This is a genomic window from Polaromonas naphthalenivorans CJ2 (assembly GCF_000015505.1).
GTDB lineage: Bacteria > Pseudomonadota > Gammaproteobacteria > Burkholderiales > Burkholderiaceae_C > Polaromonas > Polaromonas naphthalenivorans.
This window is the reverse complement of sequence record NC_008781.1, coordinates 1,376,250-1,392,430: the sequence shown is the minus strand read 5'-3', so window position 1 is coordinate 1,392,430 and position 16,181 is coordinate 1,376,250. Positions and strand designations below refer to the sequence as shown.

The 16,181-nt window shown below is 63.7% G+C and carries 14 protein-coding genes and 2 pseudogenes; 8 read left to right on the top strand and 8 right to left on the bottom strand.

What is annotated here, in order from left to right; all coding sequences use genetic code 11:
* Positions 1-154: 154 nt before the first annotated feature.
* The 4 genes and pseudogenes from PNAP_RS06515 to PNAP_RS06500 all read right to left on the bottom strand — a co-directional run bounded on the left by PNAP_RS06515 (position 155) and on the right by PNAP_RS06500 (position 7,088).
* Positions 155-1,561, bottom strand: a complete 1,407-nt coding sequence (locus tag PNAP_RS06515) for an efflux transporter outer membrane subunit (protein WP_011800706.1) — start codon at positions 1,559-1,561, stop codon at positions 155-157.
* Positions 1,562-1,602: 41 nt separating this feature from the next.
* On the bottom strand, positions 1,603-4,848 hold the full coding sequence (locus PNAP_RS06510; RefSeq protein ID WP_011800705.1) for an efflux RND transporter permease subunit: 3,246 nt from the start codon (positions 4,846-4,848) through the stop codon (positions 1,603-1,605).
* Between the two features lie 32 nt (positions 4,849-4,880).
* Positions 4,881-6,125, bottom strand: a pseudogene (locus PNAP_RS06505) (efflux RND transporter periplasmic adaptor subunit).
* 51 nt (positions 6,126-6,176) lie between these two features.
* The gene (locus PNAP_RS06500; protein WP_011800702.1) at positions 6,177-7,088 is read right to left on the bottom strand and encodes an alpha/beta hydrolase; all 912 of its coding nucleotides are present in this window, start codon (positions 7,086-7,088) and stop codon (positions 6,177-6,179) included.
* A gap of 179 nt (positions 7,089-7,267) precedes the next feature.
* On the opposite strand from PNAP_RS06500, the gene PNAP_RS06495 reads away from it, so the two are divergent.
* Positions 7,268-8,290 carry a LysR family transcriptional regulator gene (locus tag PNAP_RS06495; RefSeq protein WP_011800701.1) on the top strand — a complete coding sequence of 341 codons (1,023 nt, stop codon included), beginning with the start codon at positions 7,268-7,270 and terminating at the stop codon, positions 8,288-8,290.
* A 38-nt stretch (positions 8,291-8,328) separates the two neighbouring features.
* On the opposite strand, the gene PNAP_RS06490 is transcribed toward PNAP_RS06495, so the two are convergent.
* Positions 8,329-9,564: an RNA-guided endonuclease InsQ/TnpB family protein gene (locus tag PNAP_RS06490; RefSeq protein ID WP_011800700.1), complete on the bottom strand. Its 1,236-nt coding sequence runs from the start codon at positions 9,562-9,564 to the stop codon at positions 8,329-8,331.
* Between the two features lie 285 nt (positions 9,565-9,849).
* Here PNAP_RS06490 and PNAP_RS06485 point away from each other — a divergent pair, with 285 nt between their 5' ends.
* From PNAP_RS06485 to PNAP_RS06465, 5 genes and pseudogenes are all read left to right on the top strand, one after another.
* On the top strand, positions 9,850-10,449 hold the full coding sequence (locus PNAP_RS06485) for a TetR/AcrR family transcriptional regulator (protein WP_011800699.1): 600 nt from the start codon (positions 9,850-9,852) through the stop codon (positions 10,447-10,449).
* Between the two features lie 152 nt (positions 10,450-10,601).
* Positions 10,602-10,862: pseudogene (locus PNAP_RS06480) on the top strand (SDR family NAD(P)-dependent oxidoreductase); the annotation flags it as partial.
* A 128-nt stretch (positions 10,863-10,990) separates the two neighbouring features.
* The gene (locus tag PNAP_RS06475; RefSeq protein WP_011800697.1) at positions 10,991-11,992 is read left to right on the top strand and encodes an NADP-dependent oxidoreductase; all 1,002 of its coding nucleotides are present in this window, start codon (positions 10,991-10,993) and stop codon (positions 11,990-11,992) included.
* Positions 11,993-12,070: 78 nt separating this feature from the next.
* Positions 12,071-12,775 (top strand): SDR family oxidoreductase, encoded by a 705-nt coding sequence (locus tag PNAP_RS06470; RefSeq protein ID WP_011800696.1) that lies wholly within the window; start codon positions 12,071-12,073, stop codon positions 12,773-12,775.
* A gap of 298 nt (positions 12,776-13,073) precedes the next feature.
* Positions 13,074-13,256 carry a hypothetical protein gene (locus tag PNAP_RS06465; protein ID WP_041376573.1) on the top strand — a complete coding sequence of 61 codons (183 nt, stop codon included), beginning with the start codon at positions 13,074-13,076 and terminating at the stop codon, positions 13,254-13,256.
* A gap of 9 nt (positions 13,257-13,265) precedes the next feature.
* Here the strand turns inward: PNAP_RS06465 and PNAP_RS06460 are convergent, their stop codons facing one another.
* Positions 13,266-14,201: a DUF808 domain-containing protein gene (locus PNAP_RS06460; protein WP_011800695.1), complete on the bottom strand. Its 936-nt coding sequence runs from the start codon at positions 14,199-14,201 to the stop codon at positions 13,266-13,268.
* A gap of 117 nt (positions 14,202-14,318) precedes the next feature.
* Positions 14,319-14,687, bottom strand: a complete 369-nt coding sequence (locus PNAP_RS06455; RefSeq protein ID WP_011800694.1) for a DUF883 family protein — start codon at positions 14,685-14,687, stop codon at positions 14,319-14,321.
* A gap of 276 nt (positions 14,688-14,963) precedes the next feature.
* Between PNAP_RS06455 and PNAP_RS06450 the strand changes: the two genes are divergently transcribed.
* Entirely contained in the window at positions 14,964-15,149 is a 186-nt protein-coding gene (locus tag PNAP_RS06450) for a hypothetical protein (RefSeq protein WP_041376572.1), read from the top strand.
* Positions 15,150-15,194: 45 nt separating this feature from the next.
* Here PNAP_RS06450 and PNAP_RS06445 read toward each other — a convergent pair whose 3' ends face one another.
* Positions 15,195-15,716, bottom strand: a complete 522-nt coding sequence (locus PNAP_RS06445) for a GNAT family N-acetyltransferase (RefSeq protein WP_041376571.1) — start codon at positions 15,714-15,716, stop codon at positions 15,195-15,197.
* A gap of 136 nt (positions 15,717-15,852) precedes the next feature.
* Here PNAP_RS06445 and PNAP_RS06440 point away from each other — a divergent pair, with 136 nt between their 5' ends.
* Positions 15,853-16,164 (top strand): 2Fe-2S iron-sulfur cluster-binding protein, encoded by a 312-nt coding sequence (locus tag PNAP_RS06440; protein ID WP_011800692.1) that lies wholly within the window; start codon positions 15,853-15,855, stop codon positions 16,162-16,164.
* Positions 16,165-16,181 lie beyond the last annotated feature (17 nt).

The following is a 16,181-nucleotide window of genomic DNA, read 5'->3' as shown; positions in this document are numbered from 1 at the left end:
AGAAAAGACCCAGTGTTTTAACAGATGGCCATCGCTTTCCCGGCAAAAAACCCTGCCGGCGGCATTTCCTGAGAGAAAAAATAGCTTCTGCGCAAGCAGGACGGGCGCAAGCAGCTATTAATTACATAGCATCCCCACCGCGCCTGATTTTTTCTCAGGCCCAGCCGCCGCCCAATGCGCGAATCAGCCCGACCGTTGACAGGTATTGCGCGGCTTTCACCTGCAGCGCCTGGCGGCGGTTGCGCAGCTCGCTGCGCTGGGCGTCGAGCAGTTCGAGCTGGCTGACAAAACCGTTGCGGTAGCGGGTATCCGACAGCAGCGTGGCGCGGCTGCTCGATGCCACCGAGCGCGATTGGGCTTCGGACTGGTCGGCCAGCAGCCGCAGGGCCGACAGCTGGTCTTCCACGTCGCGGAAGGCCACCAGCACCTGTTCGCGGTAATTGGCCAGCGCGATGTCGAGCTCGGCATTGGCGCTTTGCACACCGGCTTCGCGCTGGCCGCCGTCAAAAATCGGCAGCGACAGCAGCGCGCCTATGCCCCAGGCGCGCGCCGACAGCTTGAACAGATCGCCCACTTCAGGCGCGGCGTAACCGCCGGTGGCGGTCAGCGAGATGCTGGGAAACCATGCCGTCTTGGCCACGCCAACGCGCGCCTGCGCCGCCTGCAGCGTGGTTTGCGCGGCGGCGATGTCGGGCCGGCGAACCAGCACGCTGCTGGGCACGCCGGCCGGAATCACGGGCAGTGCCGTGGCCCATTCGACCGGCGCAATCTGGAAGGTCGAGGCGACCTCGCCGATCAGCACGGCCACGGCGTGCTCAAGCTCGGCGCGGCGGCGCTCCAGCGCCAGCGCATCGGACTCGGTGGAGGCGACTTCGCTGCGCACGCGGGCCACGTCCAGCTCGGCCACGTCGCCTTCGCGAAAGCGCACTTCGGTCAGGCGCAGCGTGTTGCGGTAGGCCTGCAGCGTGCTGTTGACCAGCCCGCGCTCGGCGTCCAGCGCGCGCAGGCTCAAATAGGTCTGCGCCACGTCGGCCTGCACCAGCAGGCGCGTGCTGCGCAGCAGCGCCTCGCGCGAGGCGGCGTCGAGCGAGGCGGCATTCGACGCGCCCGCCAGCTTGCCGAACAGATCGACCTCGTAGGACAGGCTGGCACCGGCGCTGACCACGGTGGCGGGCACATGGCCGGTGCTGGCGTTGGTCTGCCGCGTGGCGCCGGCGCCCAGGCCGACTTGCGGCGCGCGGCCGGCATCGGTCTGGCGCGCAATCGCCCGCGCCTGCAGCAGCCGTGCGGCAGCGACCTGCACGCTGTTGTTGCTGCGGCTTGCCTGCTCGACCAGCTGATTGAGCACCGGATCGGCAAAAACGCTCCACCACGCGCCCTGCCCGACGGCTTCACCCGAGGCAGGCGTTGCCGCTGCGGCGGAACTGGCTTGCTCCTTGAAAGCGCTTGGCGTTGCCGGAACGCTGGACATATCGAGCGGCGTGCGGGTCGCGCAGCCGGCCAGCAGCAGCGCGGCAAACAGCAGCGAGAACGCCGGGGCCGATGAAAATAAACGGTTCACAGTGAACTCCTCAAAAAAATGGTGCTTTGATTTCGTCGTGCTTATTCGTGCAGCTTCAGTGCCGCAGCGGGTTGCGCATGCAGCGCCGCGCCGCCGGCCGGATGGCCACCGCTGACAAACCCTTCAAGGTGCGGCACCTCGCCATGCAGCTTGAGCGGCCGGTTGCCGGCCAGGCGGCGCAGCAACACGTAGAACACCGGCGTCAGGAACAGGCCGAAGGCGGTCACGCCGATCATTCCGGAGAACACCGCGATGCCCATCGCCTGGCGCATCTCAGCCCCGGCGCCGGTGGACAGCACCAGCGGCAGCACGCCCATGATGAAGGCCAGCGAGGTCATCAGAATCGGGCGCAAACGCAGCCGGCTGGCCTCGATCGCCGCCTGAACCGGCGTGCGCCCGGCGAACTCCAGCTCCCGCGCGAACTCGACGATCAAAATCGCGTTCTTCGCCGACAGCCCGACCAGCACGATCAGCCCGATCTGGGTGAAGATGTTGTTGTCGCCGCCTGTCAGCTTGACGCCCAGCATGGCGGCAAACAGGCCCATGGGCACGATCAGGACAATGGCAATCGGCAGCGTCAGGCTTTCGTACTGCGCGGCCAGCACCAAAAACACCAGCAGCAGCGCCAGCGGAAACACCAGCATGGCCGAGTTGCCGGCCAGGATTTCCTGGTAGGTCAGCTCGGTCCACTCATAGCTCACGCCCTTGGGCAGCGTTTCGCCGGCGATGCGCTTGATCGCATCCTGCGCCTGGCCCGACGAATAGCCGGGCGCCGGGCCGCCGTTGATGTCGGCCGACAGGTAGCCGTTGTAGCGCATGGCGCGTTCCGGGCCGAAGCTGGAACTGACCTTCATCAGCGCCGACAGCGGCACCATCTCGCCGCTGGTCGAGCGCACCTTGAGCAAACCCACGTCCTCGGCCCGCGCGCGGTAAGGCGCATCGGCCTGCACGCGCACGCTGTAGGTGCGGCCGAACTTGTTGAAGTCGTTGGCGTACAGGCTGCCGAGGTAGATCTGCATGGTGTCGAAGATGTCGGTGACCGGCACGCCGAGCTGGCGCGCCTTGGTGCGGTCGATGTCGGCGAACAGCTGCGGCACGTTGACCTGCCAGCTGGTGAACATGCCGGCCAGTTCGGGCGTTTGGTAGGCCTTGGCCATGAAGGCCTTGACGGCCGCGTCCATGCCCTCGTAGCCGACCGAGCCCCGGTCTTCGAGCTGCAGCTTGAAGCCGCCGGTAGTGCCCAGGCCCGCAACCGGCGGCGGCGGGAACATCACGATGAAGGCATCCTGGATGCCGCCGAAGGCCTGGTTCAGCTGGCCGGCCACGGCGCCGCCGCTCTGGCCGGCGCCCTTGCGTTCGTCGAAAGGCTTGAGCGTGGCAAACACGATGCCCGAGTTCGAGCTGTTGGTGAAGCCGTTGATCGACAGGCCGGGAAAAGCCAGCGCGTCCTCGACATTCGGGTTCTTCTTCATGATCTCGCCCATGCGCTGGATCACGTCTTCGGTGCGGTCCAGCGTCGCGCCGTCGGGCAGCTGCGCAAAGCCGATCAGGTACTGCTTGTCCTGCGCGGGAACGAAGCCGCTGGGCACCGACTTGAAGAGGCCAAAGGTCACGCCGACCAGCGCCAGGTAGACCGCCAGCATCAGCGTCTTGCGGCCGATGACGCGCTTGACGCCGCCGCTGTAGGCTTCCGAGCCGCGATGGAACATCCGGTTGAAGCCGCGAAACAGCCAGCCGAATGCCTTGTCCATGCCGCGCGTTAGCGCATCCTTGGGCTGGTCGTGGCCCTTGAGCAGCAAGGCGGCCAGCGCCGGGGACAGCGTCAGCGAGTTGATGGCCGAGATCACGGTCGAAATCGCGATGGTGACGGCGAACTGCTTGTAGAACTGGCCGGTCAGGCCGCTGATGAAGGCCAGCGGCACGAACACGGCGACCAGCACCAGCGCAATCGCGATGATCGGCCCCGACACCTCGCGCATGGCGCGGTAGGTGGCGTCGCGCGGACTCAATCCGGCCTCGATGTTGCGCTCGACGTTCTCGACCACCACGATGGCGTCATCAACGACGATGCCGATGGCCAGCACCAGCCCGAACAGGCTCAGCGCATTGATCGAAAAGCCCAGCAGGTGCAGCACGGCAAAGGTGCCGACCACCGACACCGGCACGGCCAGCAGCGGAATGATGGACGCGCGCCAGGTCTGCAGGAACAGGATCACCACCAGCACCACCAGGGCGACGGCTTCGAGCAGCGTGTGGACCACCGATTCAATCGATGCGCGAACGAACTGCGTCGGGTCGTAGGCGATGCGGTATTCCACGCCCTCGGGCATGTTTTTGGCAATCTCGTCCATGGTGCTGCGCACCTGCGCCGAGATGTCGAGCGCGTTGGAGCCCGGCGCCTGGAACACGCCCATGCCGACGGCGGCCTTGTTGTTGAGCAGCGAGCGCAGCGAATAATCGGCCGAGCCGAGCTCTAACCGGCCGATGTCGCGCAGCCGGGTGATGGCGCCGTCTGCGCCGGTCTTGACGATGATGTCGCCGAATTCCTCTTCACTCTGCAAACGGCCCTGCGCGTTAATGGACAGCTGCATGTCCACGCCCGCCAGTCCCGGCGAAGCGCCGACCACGCCGGCCGCCGCCTGCACGTTCTGGCCGCGAATCGCCGCGACCACGTCGCTGGCGGACAGGCCGCGCTGCGCGACCTTCTGCGGGTCGAGCCAGACGCGCATCGAATAGTCGCCGCCGCCGAAAATCTGCACCTGGCCCACGCCCTGGATGCGCGCCAGCCGGTCCTTGACATTGAGCACCGCGTAATTGCGCAGGTAGGTCATGTCGTAGCGGTCGTTCGGCGACACCAGGTGCACGACCATGGTCAGGTCGGGCGCGCTCTTGACGGTGGTCACGCCCAGGCGCCGCACTTCCTCGGGCAGGCGCGGCTCGGCTTGCGAGACGCGGTTTTGCACCAGCTGCTGCGCCTTGTCGGGGTCGGTGCCGAGCTTGAAGGTCACGGTCAACGTCATGACGCCGTCGGTGGTGGCCTGGCTGCCCATGTAGAGCATGCCGTCCACGCCGTTGATCGATTCCTCCAGCGGCGTGGAGACGGTTTCGGCAATCACCTTCGGGTTCGCGCCGGGGTACTGGGCACGCACCACGACGGACGGCGGCGCGACTTCGGGGTATTCCGAAATCGGCAGGCTGCGCAGCGCGATCAGGCCCGAGATCAGCATGAGCAGCGACAGCACGCTGGCAAAGATCGGCCGGTCGATGAAAAATTTGGAGAGATTCATGGGGTTCTTCTTCAGGGGTTCCCGCTCAGGGCTCAGGATTTGGCGGCTTCGGCCACGACGGCCGGCTTGGCCAGTTCGGCCTTGGCCGACATGTCCACGGTCTGCGGAGCGACCAGCGCGCCGGGACGGATGCGCTGCAAGCCATTGACCACGATGCGTTCATTGGCCTGCAAGCCGGTTTTCACGACGCGCAGGCCCTCGACGGCCGCGCCCAGCGTGACTTCGCGGTATTGCGCCTTGTTGTCAGCGCCCACCACCATGACGAATTTCTTGTTCTGGTCGGTGCCGACGGCGCGCTCGTTGACCAGCAAGGCCTTGGCCGCCGTCGCCTGGCCCATGCGGATGCGGGCAAACTGGCCGGGCATCAGCTGGCCGTCCGGGTTGTCGAACACGGCGCGGGCGCGCACCGTGCCGCTCTTGGCATCGACCTGGTTATCGACCAGTTGCAGCTTGCCCTCGAACGGCGTGTCGGCGCTGGCGGCCGTTCCCATCCGCACGGGAATCCGCTCCAGGTTGCGCGCGCCCGCAGTGCCGCCGCCGGCGTCCTTCAGGGCCTTGGCCACGGCCTGCTCGTCGGCGTCGAAACTGGCGTAGATCGGGCTGACCGACACCAGCGTGGTCAGCACCGGCGCGCCCGGTCCGGCGGCGACCAGGTTGCCGATGGTCACTTCGAGCCTGCCGACCCGCCCGGCCACCGGCGCGCGCACCTGCGTGTAATCCAGGCTCAGGCGCGCCGTCTGCAGGGCCGCCCGCGCGCCGCGCAGGTTGGCGTCCGCTTCGCTCTGTCCGTTCACGCGCTCGTCGAATTCACGCTTGGAGATGGCCTGCTAGCTCCACAGGCGCTGCGAGCGCTCATGCTCGCCTTTGGCCTGCGCCACGCGGGCCTGCGCGGCGGCGACCTGCGCATCGGCGCGCTCGACCTCGGCGGCATACGGCGCGGGGTCGATGGTCAGCAGCAAATCGCCTTTCTTGACCAGCGCGCCTTCGCGAAAATGCGTGGCCTGGATGGTGCCGGCCACGCGCGAGCGGATGTCCACGCGCTCGACCGCCTCCAGCCGGCCGGAAAACTCGTCCCACGCCGCCACGTCGCTTTGGACCACGGCGGCGACGGAAACCGGCGTGGCCGGCGCTTCAGCCACCGCGCCTGCCGCCGCATCGGTCTGGGCGCGGGAAGCGGACACGCCAAAGACCGCCACCGACACGCCGGTGACGACCAGAACGGCCAGCGCAACGGCGAGCAAACGGTTTTTATGGGATTGCAGGTGGATGGATGGCATGGTGGATTCCCTCGAAAAATGAAAAAGCTGACTGAACTGGATGGACCGGATTCATGAAACTGAAATCGGCGTTGAAGAAGAAAAAAGGCCGTTCGCAGCGTCCCCGCTTGCGCCGCTGCCTGAAAGGTCGCGAAAAAAGTTCTTGAACTGCTGCTGCACGGCCGGCGCCCAGGCGGCCTCATGGCTGGCGGGCTGCAGGTAGCTGCCGGGCCAGCCGGTCGGGCCGGGCAGCACGGCACCGTGCACCACGCGGCCGGCGCTGCGCAGGCGCCCGGCGTAGGCCAGCGATTCATCACGAAACGGGTCGTCCTGCGCCGTCAGCAGCAAGGTCGGCGGCAGGCTGGCCAGTCGCGTTGCAGCCCCGGGCGCGGCATACGGATGGCCGGCTTCGTCGAGGCGCGACAGGTAGTCGTGCCAGCCGTCAGCCCAGGTGCAGCCCACCGGCCCGGCCTCGGCACAACGCAGCGACGCGGTGGCCATGCAGGCGTCGAGCATGGGCGACAGCAAGATCTGGCCGGCCAGCGCTGGCGCCTGCTGGTCGCGCGCCATCAGGGCGACCGCCGCCGCCAGGTTGCCGCCGGCTTCTTCACCGGCCACGAACACCGGCGCGCCCTTGCCGGCCAGCTTGTGGCGCGCTTTCCAGGCCCACATCAGCGCCGCATAGCCAGCTTCGAGCGCTTGCGGAAACGGATGGCTTGGGGCCAGCGGATAGTCGAGCGACATCACCACGGCGCCGGCATCGGCCAGCAGGCTGGGAATGCAGGAGCCGGTTTCGAGCGAACCGGCCACAAAAGCGCCGGCATGGAAATGAATCACCAACGGCGAAACGCCCCCGGCCCGGTTGCTGCGGCGGCCGTAAAAGCGCACGCCAAGCGGCTGCTTGGGCGCGATGTCGATCTGTTGGTGGGTCCAGGGCGGCCCGGCCGGGGCGGGGCTGAAACCGGGGGCGGAAAAGCTTGTCATCTGCTTGGAGCCCGTCAAGGGCTTCAATTTGTTGCGGTGCAGCAGAAGATACGTGATTGACCTGAATCAATAAATAGCGGTTTTGCTTATACTTTGTTTCACTATAGAAACAATCGCTTAACAAATAGCGGTTTCTTTATCTGGAAATCCCCGTTAACCATTGAATAAATGGACCTCACATGGACAAATTTTCTGCAATGCAGGCTTTCGTGCGCGTCGTGGAAGCCGGCACCTTCACCAAGGCGGCCTATTCGATGGGCCTGCCCAAACCGACCGTCACCCGCCTGATCCAGGAGCTGGAAAAAGAGCTGGACACCAAGCTGCTGAACCGCACCACGCGCAAGGTCACCGTCACGGTCGATGGCGCCGCCTACTACGAGCAGGCCAGCCGCCTGCTGGGCGAGGTGCATGAGCTGGAGGCCAGCATGTCGCGCGCCAAGGCCAGCCCGCGCGGCAAGCTCAAGGTCGATATTCCGTCTTCGCTCGGGATGGCGGTGATCATTCCGGCGCTGCCCGACTTTTATGCGCGCTACCCCGACATCCAACTCGAACTGGGCGTCAGCGACCGGCCGGTGGACCTCATTGCCGAGAACGTCGATTGCGTGATTCGCGGCGGGGAAATCACCGACCAGTCGATGGTCGCGCGCCGCATCGGCGAGTTCTACATCATGTCCTGCGCCTCGCCGGCCTACCTGAAACGCCACGGAACGCCGCTTCATCCGTCCGAGCTGGACGATGCGCATTATTCGATCCGCTATGTGTCCGGGCGCAACGGCAAGCTCTACACCTTCAAGATGCACAAGGACGGCGAGGTGGTCGAGGTCGGTGGGCGCCATCAGGTTTCGGTCAACGACTCGAATGCCGGCGTGGCCGCCGGCCTGGCCGGCTTGGGCGTGCTGCACACGCTGAGTTTCCTGGTGCAGGACCACATCAGCAACGGCACGCTGGAGCCGCTGTTTTCGGGCTGGTGCACCGAGCCCAAGCCGATTCATGTGGTCTATCCGCCCAACCGCCACCTGAGCAACAAGGTGCGCGTGTTCGTGGACTGGGTCGCCGAGCTGTTCGCGCAGCACGACCTGATCCAGCGCAAAAGCTCGCTGCCAAAATTCATGTGCAGCGCCTGGGCGGCGTCTGCGGCGGCCTTGCCCGAGACGACCGAGAAGCTGGATGCGCTCAACTATTCCGTGCAATCAATGTCTTGACATCCTCCCCCGCCTGAAGGCGGGGGATTCCTACGGCGCTAAACATGAGTTGCCTCTTGCATAGCCGCTTCGGCGGGTTCCTGCTTCACCGAGGCTGGTTTCGTCTTGCGCTTGCGCGCAAGGCCAGAGCCGTCCTCTCCACAGGCTGCTGCGCGGTATCCCCGCGCCAATATATTCATCGCGCCGACGACATCGGCGTGGTTCTCGTAGCCGCAATCGACGCATTCAAACTTCGCTTGCGTTTTTCGGTTTTCTTTGGCGACATGCCCGCAGCACGGACAGGTCTGGCTGGTGTACTGGGGCGGCACGGCAATGAGAATGCCGCCGTTCCAATCGAGCTTGTATTGCAGCTGCCGCCGGAATTCAAACCAGCCTTGATCGAGGATGGACTTGTTCAGTCCCGACTTCGCGGCTACGTTTTTGCCCGGCTTGTCTGCATTGCCCGCTGCCGATTTGCTCATGTTGCGTACCTGCAAATCTTCGACGGCGACCACGCGAAAGTTTTTGCTGAGGGCGCTTGTCGTTTTGTGCAGGAAGTCTTTTCGGGCGTTGGCTATCCGGCTGTGGACTTTCTGAACCTTTCTTTTGGCTTTGTGCCAGTTTTTGCTGAATCTGGTTTTGCGGCTCATGCGCCGCTGGTATTTCGCCAAGCGTTTTTCATGCTTTTTGAAACTGCACAGCGGCGCAACAAAGCTGCCGTCGCTCATGGTGGCGAAGCGCGCTATGCCCACATCAATGCCAATGGCCATCGTTGCGACTGGAATCGGTTGTTCCACCTCCCGCTCAGTCTGGATGCTGGCGAACCACTTACCGCCTGCTTCGCTGATGGTGATGTTTTTGACCGTGCCCAGGATGTCGCGGCTGTTGCGATAGCGCATCCATCCCAGTTTGGGCAGGAAGATGCGGCTGTTGGGCTGGTCGATCTTGAAGCCTTGCGGGAAGCGAAAACTTTCGCCACGGCCTTTCTTTTTGGGACGAGGAAAGCTGGCGCGTTTGGCAAAGAAGTTTTTCCAGGCTTTGTCCAGATCCTTGAGCGATTGCTGCAGGGCCTGGGAAGGCGATTCCTTGAGCCAGGGGGATTCCTGCTTCCAGGCGGTCAGGTGCTTGCCCATCGCAAAATAGCCGATGAACTTGCCTCCACTGGCGTGATGGGCCTGCTGCAATGCCAGTGCCTTGTTGAACACAAAGCGGCGCGCTCCGGCAAAGCGGCGCATATGGCGTGTTTGTTCGCCGCTGGGCATGAGTTCGTATTTGAAAGCCTGGAGCCGCTTCATGCTGATATTTTAGGCAGTTGTTACCCGAAAATGACAGCAAAGCTGTCCGCGCTCTGCGTCACCACCCTGAAGGACGGTGCTTTCCGCGCAATTCCGGTAAACAGCCATCAAGCATCCACGCTGATTTGTGGAGAGCGAGGCATTTGGCGTTCTGCGTCCCGTTGGTGGAACGCATAGGCGCCACCCGGCACCCTGCTTGCGCAGGTTGAATGCCCGTTGCGTTTGCGCAGTGCCGACTGTCGGCATTGCCAAAAACATCACAGCACATGTTTTGCGAAAGTGTGTATGATAAGCATCATGCGAAATACGAAACACAACGTCAGAACAGCAGCCAAGGAAGCCTCACACGAGCGCATTGTGTCCGCAGCTGCGCGGGCGATCCGTCGTAGCGGCTACGACGGTACCGGAGTCGCCGACATCATGAAGGAGGCCGGCCTGACCCATGGCGCCTTTTATGCCCATTTCGCGTCGCGCGAAGCCATGCTGGCGGAAGCAGCGAGTCGGGCGTGCGCGGAGTCAGCCGCCGTAGTGTCGGAGCTTGTCGCCAGTGTGCCCCCCGAGCAGGCTTTGGCATCCATGCTTCGCACCTACCTCTCGCGGGAGCACCTGGAGCAAGTGGAGCTGGGATGTCCCCTGGCCGCGCTGGGCTCGGAGACAGCGCGCCAGGCACCCGAAGTGCGCCGGGTAACCACCCGGCACATCAAGGAAATGATCGATCTTGTCGCCCGTCAGTCGCCTGACTGGGGGCAGCCCGGTGCCCACGAACGCGCCCTCGTGACCGTCGCCACCATGGTGGGCACATTGCTGTTGGCCCGTGCAGTTGACGAGCCCGCACTATCGGACAGCCTGTGCGCGGCCGCATTGAAGCACCTGCCCCCCGCCTGAGCCCACTGAGATCCACCGATTTTTCGTTCGCCCAAACATATGACAGTCATCATGCGAAATAAACATAATGCCATTCAGGCGAGCCCTTCTGTTCGGCAATGCATCCCGCATGCCGACGAGTTCCGAATCCCACCTGCTGAAGGAGAAACGCCATGAACATGAAGATTGCCCTCGTGACAGGGGCCTCCTCGGGCATTGGCGAAGCGACTGCGCAGCGGCTTTCGAAGGCCGGCTACAAGGTGTACGGCACCAGCAGGCGCGGCGGCCCGGCGGGTCAACAATCGTTCGAGATGCTGCCCCTTGATGTGACCCAGGGCGAGTCGGTCGAAGCTGCGCTCCAGAAGCCGATGCAGTTGGAAGGCCGCATCGACCTGCTGCGCAGGTTTGCGCCCGCCAGCGTGCTGGATGCGGGGGTTCGAAGAGACCTGCGGCTCGCAGCGTAGTTGGCCACGCCGCCTCGCGTGGCATCGCCTTCTCCAATTCGGACCACAGCGCACCAACTCAATGAGCCCTGGGTACGCCAGGAATAAGGAAAAAAAACATGAAAGCATTTGTTCTCGAGCGATATGGAAAAAAGCGCGCGTTGCGGTTGGCAGACATGCCGCAGCCGGAGTTGCGCGATGACGAGGTCTTGATCCAGGTCCACGCCGCTGGCGTGAACCTGCTGGACTCCAAGATCCGGGGCGGGGAGTTCAAGCTCATCCTGCCCTATCGCCTGCCTCTCATCCTGGGCCACGACGTTGCTGGGGTGGTCGTCAAGGTCGGCCCGCGCGTGCGGCAGTTCAAGCTGGGCGATGAGGTCTATGCGCGGGCGGATGATTTCCGGATCGGCACGTTCGCTGAATTCGTACCCGTCAAGGAGGCTTCCCTGGCGCTCAAGCCCAAGGGGCTCACGATGGAAGAAGCCGCTTCTATTCCCCTGGTGGCTTTGACGGCCTGGCAGGCACTGGTCGAGAAGGCCAAACTGAAGAAGGGGCAGAAGGTCTTCATTCAGGCTGGCTCCGGCGGCGTAGGCACTTTTGCCATCCAGCTGGCCAAGCATCTGGGCGCAACCGTCGCCACGACGACGAGCACGACCAATGTCGCGCTCGTGAAGAGTCTGGGCGTAGACGTCGTCATCGACTACAAGACGCAGGACTTCGAGGATGTCTTGCGCGACTACGACGTGGTGCTGAACAGCCAGGATGGCAAGACGCTCGAAAAATCCCTGCGCGTGCTCAAGAGCGGCGGAAAGCTCATCTCCATCTCCGGACCGCCCGATCCCGCATTCGGCAAGGAAAGCGGAGCCCCCGGGTTCGTGAAACTGGTCATGCGGCTGCTGAGTTCAGGCGTCAGACGAAGGGCGAAAGGCCGAGGCATTGACTACTCGTTCCTCTTCATGAAGGCGAACGGGAGCCAACTGCGCGAGATCACCCGTCTCTTCGATGCTGGCGTCATCCACCCCGTGATGGACCGGGTCTTCCCGTTCGAATCAACCAACGAGGCCATGGCCTACGTCGAAGCAGGCCACGCAAAAGGCAAGGTCGTCGTCAAGATCAAGTGAGTTTTGTCCATGTCAGTGTTGCTGGAAGACCTGAAAGCCGGCAGCTGAATCTGTTTGTCCCCCTCTTTGGAGATTCCCATGAAGATTGAAAATTCTGTTGTCCTCGTCACGGGTGCCAATCGCGGCATCGGCCTGGCATTCACGCGCGAGCTGCTCGCCCGCGGTGCCCGCAAGGTCTACGCGGCCGCACGCGACCCCGCGACCATCACCCAATCCGGTGTGCAAGCCCTGCGACTCGACGTCACCAAGCCGGAAGACGTGGCGGCCGCCGTAGCGCTGGCGCCGGATGTCACGCTGGTGATCAACAACGCCGGCATTGCCCAGTCGGGAGGTTTTCTCGCAGCCGATAGCGAAGACGTCGCACGGCGCACCTTCGAGACCAACTTCTTCGCCGTGTTGCGCATGAGCAAGGCCTTCGCGCCGATTCTCAAAGGCAACGGCGGCGGCGCCTTGCTCAACGTCCTGTCGGTCGCCTCGTGGGTGAACGGCGGCGAGTTGGCCGCCTATTCGGCCAGCAAGTCCGCAGCCTGGTCGCTCACCAATGCGCTGCGCAACGAACTGGCGGCGCAGAAGACGCAAGTGCTGGCGCTGCACATGGCCTACGTCGATACCGATCTCACGCGCGGGTTCGATGTCCCGAAGTCCAGCCCCGAGGAGATTGTCAAGCGTGCGCTCGACGGGCTCGAATCGGACCTCGACGAGGTGCTGGCCGATGAACTCACCCAGCAGGTCAAGCACGGGATGACGGCGGCAAGGCCCAGCTACCTTCCGCAGGCGTCCTGAACCCGAAAAACAACCATCCCCAGGCTTTGCCGGGGGATGGTTATTTATGCCGTTTGCGCATAGCACAAATGCACATACAGCTATTTATTTAATAGCAAGTTAGCGAACCCGCCAGCCAAAACGCTGGACCCGCGTCATATTCAAACGCAAGGCTCCAGGCTAGGGATAGTTCCTCAAGCTCTCGGGATTCATGAGGTCTGCGATGCCAGCTCATCCTACGCCCAGCCTCAATCAGCGACTACAGCAGCAAGCCCCATCCGGCGGTTAAGGTTTAAGCCTGATTCAGGGAGACCGCAAGATGCCAAGATTCAATGCCCCGCCACCCAATGGCGACAGCCGCAAAGCCATCCAGCAGCGCGCCCGGGAGGCCACCCGGCCGGCTGAACCCGAAAAAAAGGGCAGCTGGCCGTTTTGCGCCAACAAATGCATCATTGGCACGGGGCCTGCTGCCAGTTCCGGCGAGGCCAAAAAACCGGATTGATGCGCCTGATCAGCCTCTGATGCGCTTGACGCCGCTGACCACCAGCAGGACCAGCGCGCCGGCGGCCACGCCGACCAGGGCGTCCATCAGCAGCGGCGTGATCGCGCCCAGCACAGCGCCGACCCCGTTCACATCGCTGGCCCACTGGGTCACCACGTCGATCAGATGGTGCAGGGGCGTGAATCCATGCGTCAGGATGCCGCCCCCGACCAGGAACATGGCGGCCGTGCCGGCAACCGACAAAAACTTCATCAGCCAGGGCGCCGACAGCAAAATACCGCGTCCCAGGCTGCGCTGAAACCGGCTCCAGGCGCTGCTGCCCGCACGCTGGCTGAGGTAAAGCCCGCCATCGTCGAGCTTGACAATGCCGGCCACCACGCCGTACACGCCAACCGTCATGGCCAGGGCAATGCCGCCAAGCACCGCCAGCTGAGTCATGAAAGGGCTGTCCTGCACCGTTCCCAGCGTGATGGCGACGATTTCCGCCGACAAAATGAAATCGGTGCGGATGGCGCCCTTGATCTTGTCTTTTTCAACTTCGCGCAGGTCCACGGACGGATCAGCCAGCGCGTTGACCAGCGCTGCATGCTCGGCGGCCTGCTCGGCCTGGCTGTGCAGGAACTTGTGGGCCAGCTTTTCAAAGCCCTCATAGCAAAGATAAGCGCCGCCCACCATCAGCAGCGGCGTGACGCCCCAGGGCGCAAAAGCGCTGATGGCCAGCGCGGCGGGCACCAGGATCGCCTTGTTGATGAACGAGCCCTTGGCCACGGCCCAGACCACGGGCAATTCGCGCTCGGCCTTGACGCCGGAGACCTGCTGGGCATTGAGCGCCAGGTCGTCGCCCAGCACACCGGCGGTCTTTTTGGCCGCCACCTTGGACAGCAGGGCCACATCGTCCAGAACGCTGGCGATGTCATCAATCAGGGCAAGAAGACTGGTAGCCATAAATTATTCTTGATAGTTCGGCGTCAAGCCGGGATTGAAAGAAGACGTTGCAGGCGAAGGCATTAAAAAGCCGCCCTTGGGCGGCTTCGGACTTCAGGGTTGCAAAATCCGCAAAGCTCAGCGTGCCGTCAGGCGTCCGATGATAAAGCCCAGGGCGAGCGCCGCGCCGACGGCTTCAAGCGGCTTGTCCTGAACCCAGGATTTCGAGCAGTCGATGGCCCGGCTTGGCGCTTCGGCGACCCGGGCGGCCTGCTCGGAAAAGCGGTCAACCACATGCGCCGCCCCGCTGGCGAGCTTGTCAACGGTTTCATGCGCCGCTGTCGAGGCGCGGTTGACGGTGTTGCGGGCCGGGTCGGCCACCTTGTCGATCGTGCTGTGCAGCGCCGAGCCCGCCGATTCCACGCTGCGCTGAACGACACCGGCGGCATCGGTGGCGTCAGGAGTTCCGGAACTGCCCTGGCCGGGTTGTGAAGTCGAGTTTTCCATCTTGTTTCCTTTAAAAAGATCAGTACATTGCGGATTTAGCCAGTATGGGCTTCGACGAGCAGCAGCCTGGGGGTAAAGCAGGAGTCATGCCGATCAGGTGTGAAAACCGACTTTAGGAGCCAGAACGAGGTTTGCTTGTGCGGCGCCGCAGGGACCGCATGTAGGACAGGAAAGACAAAAATGATTCAGAAGGCGTTGAGCGCACATTGCGCCCAATAATCCGTTGTTGGCGCGCGGCGCAAACCCAAGACTCTTGAGAACTGAAAGGAATTGACCATGCATCATTTTTCAAAACCCGTCCTGCAATCGAGCCACATCGGCCCTGCCGGTCATGGCCTGCCGCGCAAGGGACCGGACGAGGAAGCCGGCGAGGACGAAGAGGGCCTGGAGCTGCCGGTCAATCCCGACGAGGGAATCCCCCTCATTCCCGACGAAGAAGGCGTGGTCACCGTACCCAGCTGAGCGGCGAGCTGAAGCACGCATTCAGGTGCCGCAGGGCCGGCCGCGTCAGTCCACCGCGCGCTTGAGGCGTATTTCCTCAAGCTTGACGCTGCCAAAATCGACCGTCTTGAGCGACGGCATCTCGCGCTTGAAGCCGGCGGCATGCTCGCAAAACTGCAGCGCGCGCTCGTTGCCCAGCAGCACCCACATCGTCACCTGGGTGCAGCCTTCGTCTTTCAGGCCGTCGCGCGCGCCATCCCACAGCAGCAAGCCCACGCCCTTGCCCCAGTGCTCGGGCGCCACGTAGATGGCCCAGATTTCGCCCACGGTGGAGCGGGTCTTGGGGTCGCGCGAGCGGTCGAAGCCGACGAAGCCGACGAGCCGGTCGCCGTCGGTGGCCACCAGCACCTGCGGCTCGCTGTACTCAATCGCTTCCTGCCAGTAAGCCTGGCGCTTTGCCACCGTCATCTTGTTCAGGTAGTCATCAGGCATCAAGTCCTTGTAAGCGGCTTGCCAGGTGGCAACGTGGATTTCGGCAATGGCTTTGGCATCGCGGGCAAGGGCAGGACGAACGGAGTAGCTGGACATGGACAAAATCGCTTGTGAAGATCTAAGGGAAGGCTCGGGAGGCAGGATTGTCGCGCAAATCAAATGAGCGACTGGCGGGACTGGGGTAAATTCAGCCGCTCCCCCTGCACAGCACCACCGTCCAATCCTCCAGCCCATGCCCATCCCGACCACCCCGGCGGAAACCGCCAGCCCCGTGTTCAGCGCGCGCATTGAACCCGGCGGCGCCTTGTTTGAAGCGCCTGCATCGCTGCCGCTCCTGCTGGCGGCCGAGAGGGCCGGCCTGGCCCTGCTGGACAGCTCGTGCCGCAACGGCACCTGCCGCGTCTGCATTTGCCGGCTGGTCAGCGGCCAGGTGGTGTACCGCATCGACTGGCCGGGGCTGAGCCTGGATGAAAAGCGCGAAGGCTGCATCCTGCCCTGCGTGGCGTATCCGGCGTCCGATGTGGTGATTGCGCTGGCGCGATAGGCTTGCCGCCGGGCATC

Excerpts from the sequence above, each read along its gene's own strand:
- PNAP_RS06510 (WP_011800705.1), bottom strand. The coding sequence starts at position 4,848 with ATGAATCTCTCCAAATTTTTCATCGACCGGCCGATCTTTGCCAGCGTG.
- PNAP_RS06500 (WP_011800702.1), bottom strand. The coding sequence starts at position 7,088 with ATGACAAGCTTTTCCGCCCCCGGTTTCAGCCCCGCCCCGGCCGGGCCG.
- PNAP_RS06495 (WP_011800701.1), top strand. The coding sequence starts at position 7,268 with ATGGACAAATTTTCTGCAATGCAGGCTTTCGTGCGCGTCGTGGAAGCC.
- PNAP_RS06490 (WP_011800700.1), bottom strand. The coding sequence starts at position 9,564 with ATGAAGCGGCTCCAGGCTTTCAAATACGAACTCATGCCCAGCGGCGAA.
- PNAP_RS06485 (WP_011800699.1), top strand. The coding sequence starts at position 9,850 with ATGATAAGCATCATGCGAAATACGAAACACAACGTCAGAACAGCAGCC.
- PNAP_RS06475 (WP_011800697.1), top strand. The coding sequence starts at position 10,991 with ATGAAAGCATTTGTTCTCGAGCGATATGGAAAAAAGCGCGCGTTGCGG.
- PNAP_RS06470 (WP_011800696.1), top strand. The coding sequence starts at position 12,071 with ATGAAGATTGAAAATTCTGTTGTCCTCGTCACGGGTGCCAATCGCGGC.
- PNAP_RS06465 (WP_041376573.1), top strand. The coding sequence starts at position 13,074 with ATGCCAAGATTCAATGCCCCGCCACCCAATGGCGACAGCCGCAAAGCC.
- PNAP_RS06460 (WP_011800695.1), bottom strand. The coding sequence starts at position 14,201 with ATGGCTACCAGTCTTCTTGCCCTGATTGATGACATCGCCAGCGTTCTG.
- PNAP_RS06455 (WP_011800694.1), bottom strand. The coding sequence starts at position 14,687 with ATGGAAAACTCGACTTCACAACCCGGCCAGGGCAGTTCCGGAACTCCT.
- PNAP_RS06450 (WP_041376572.1), top strand. The coding sequence starts at position 14,964 with ATGCATCATTTTTCAAAACCCGTCCTGCAATCGAGCCACATCGGCCCT.
- PNAP_RS06445 (WP_041376571.1), bottom strand. The coding sequence starts at position 15,716 with ATGTCCAGCTACTCCGTTCGTCCTGCCCTTGCCCGCGATGCCAAAGCC.
- PNAP_RS06440 (WP_011800692.1), top strand. The coding sequence starts at position 15,853 with ATGCCCATCCCGACCACCCCGGCGGAAACCGCCAGCCCCGTGTTCAGC.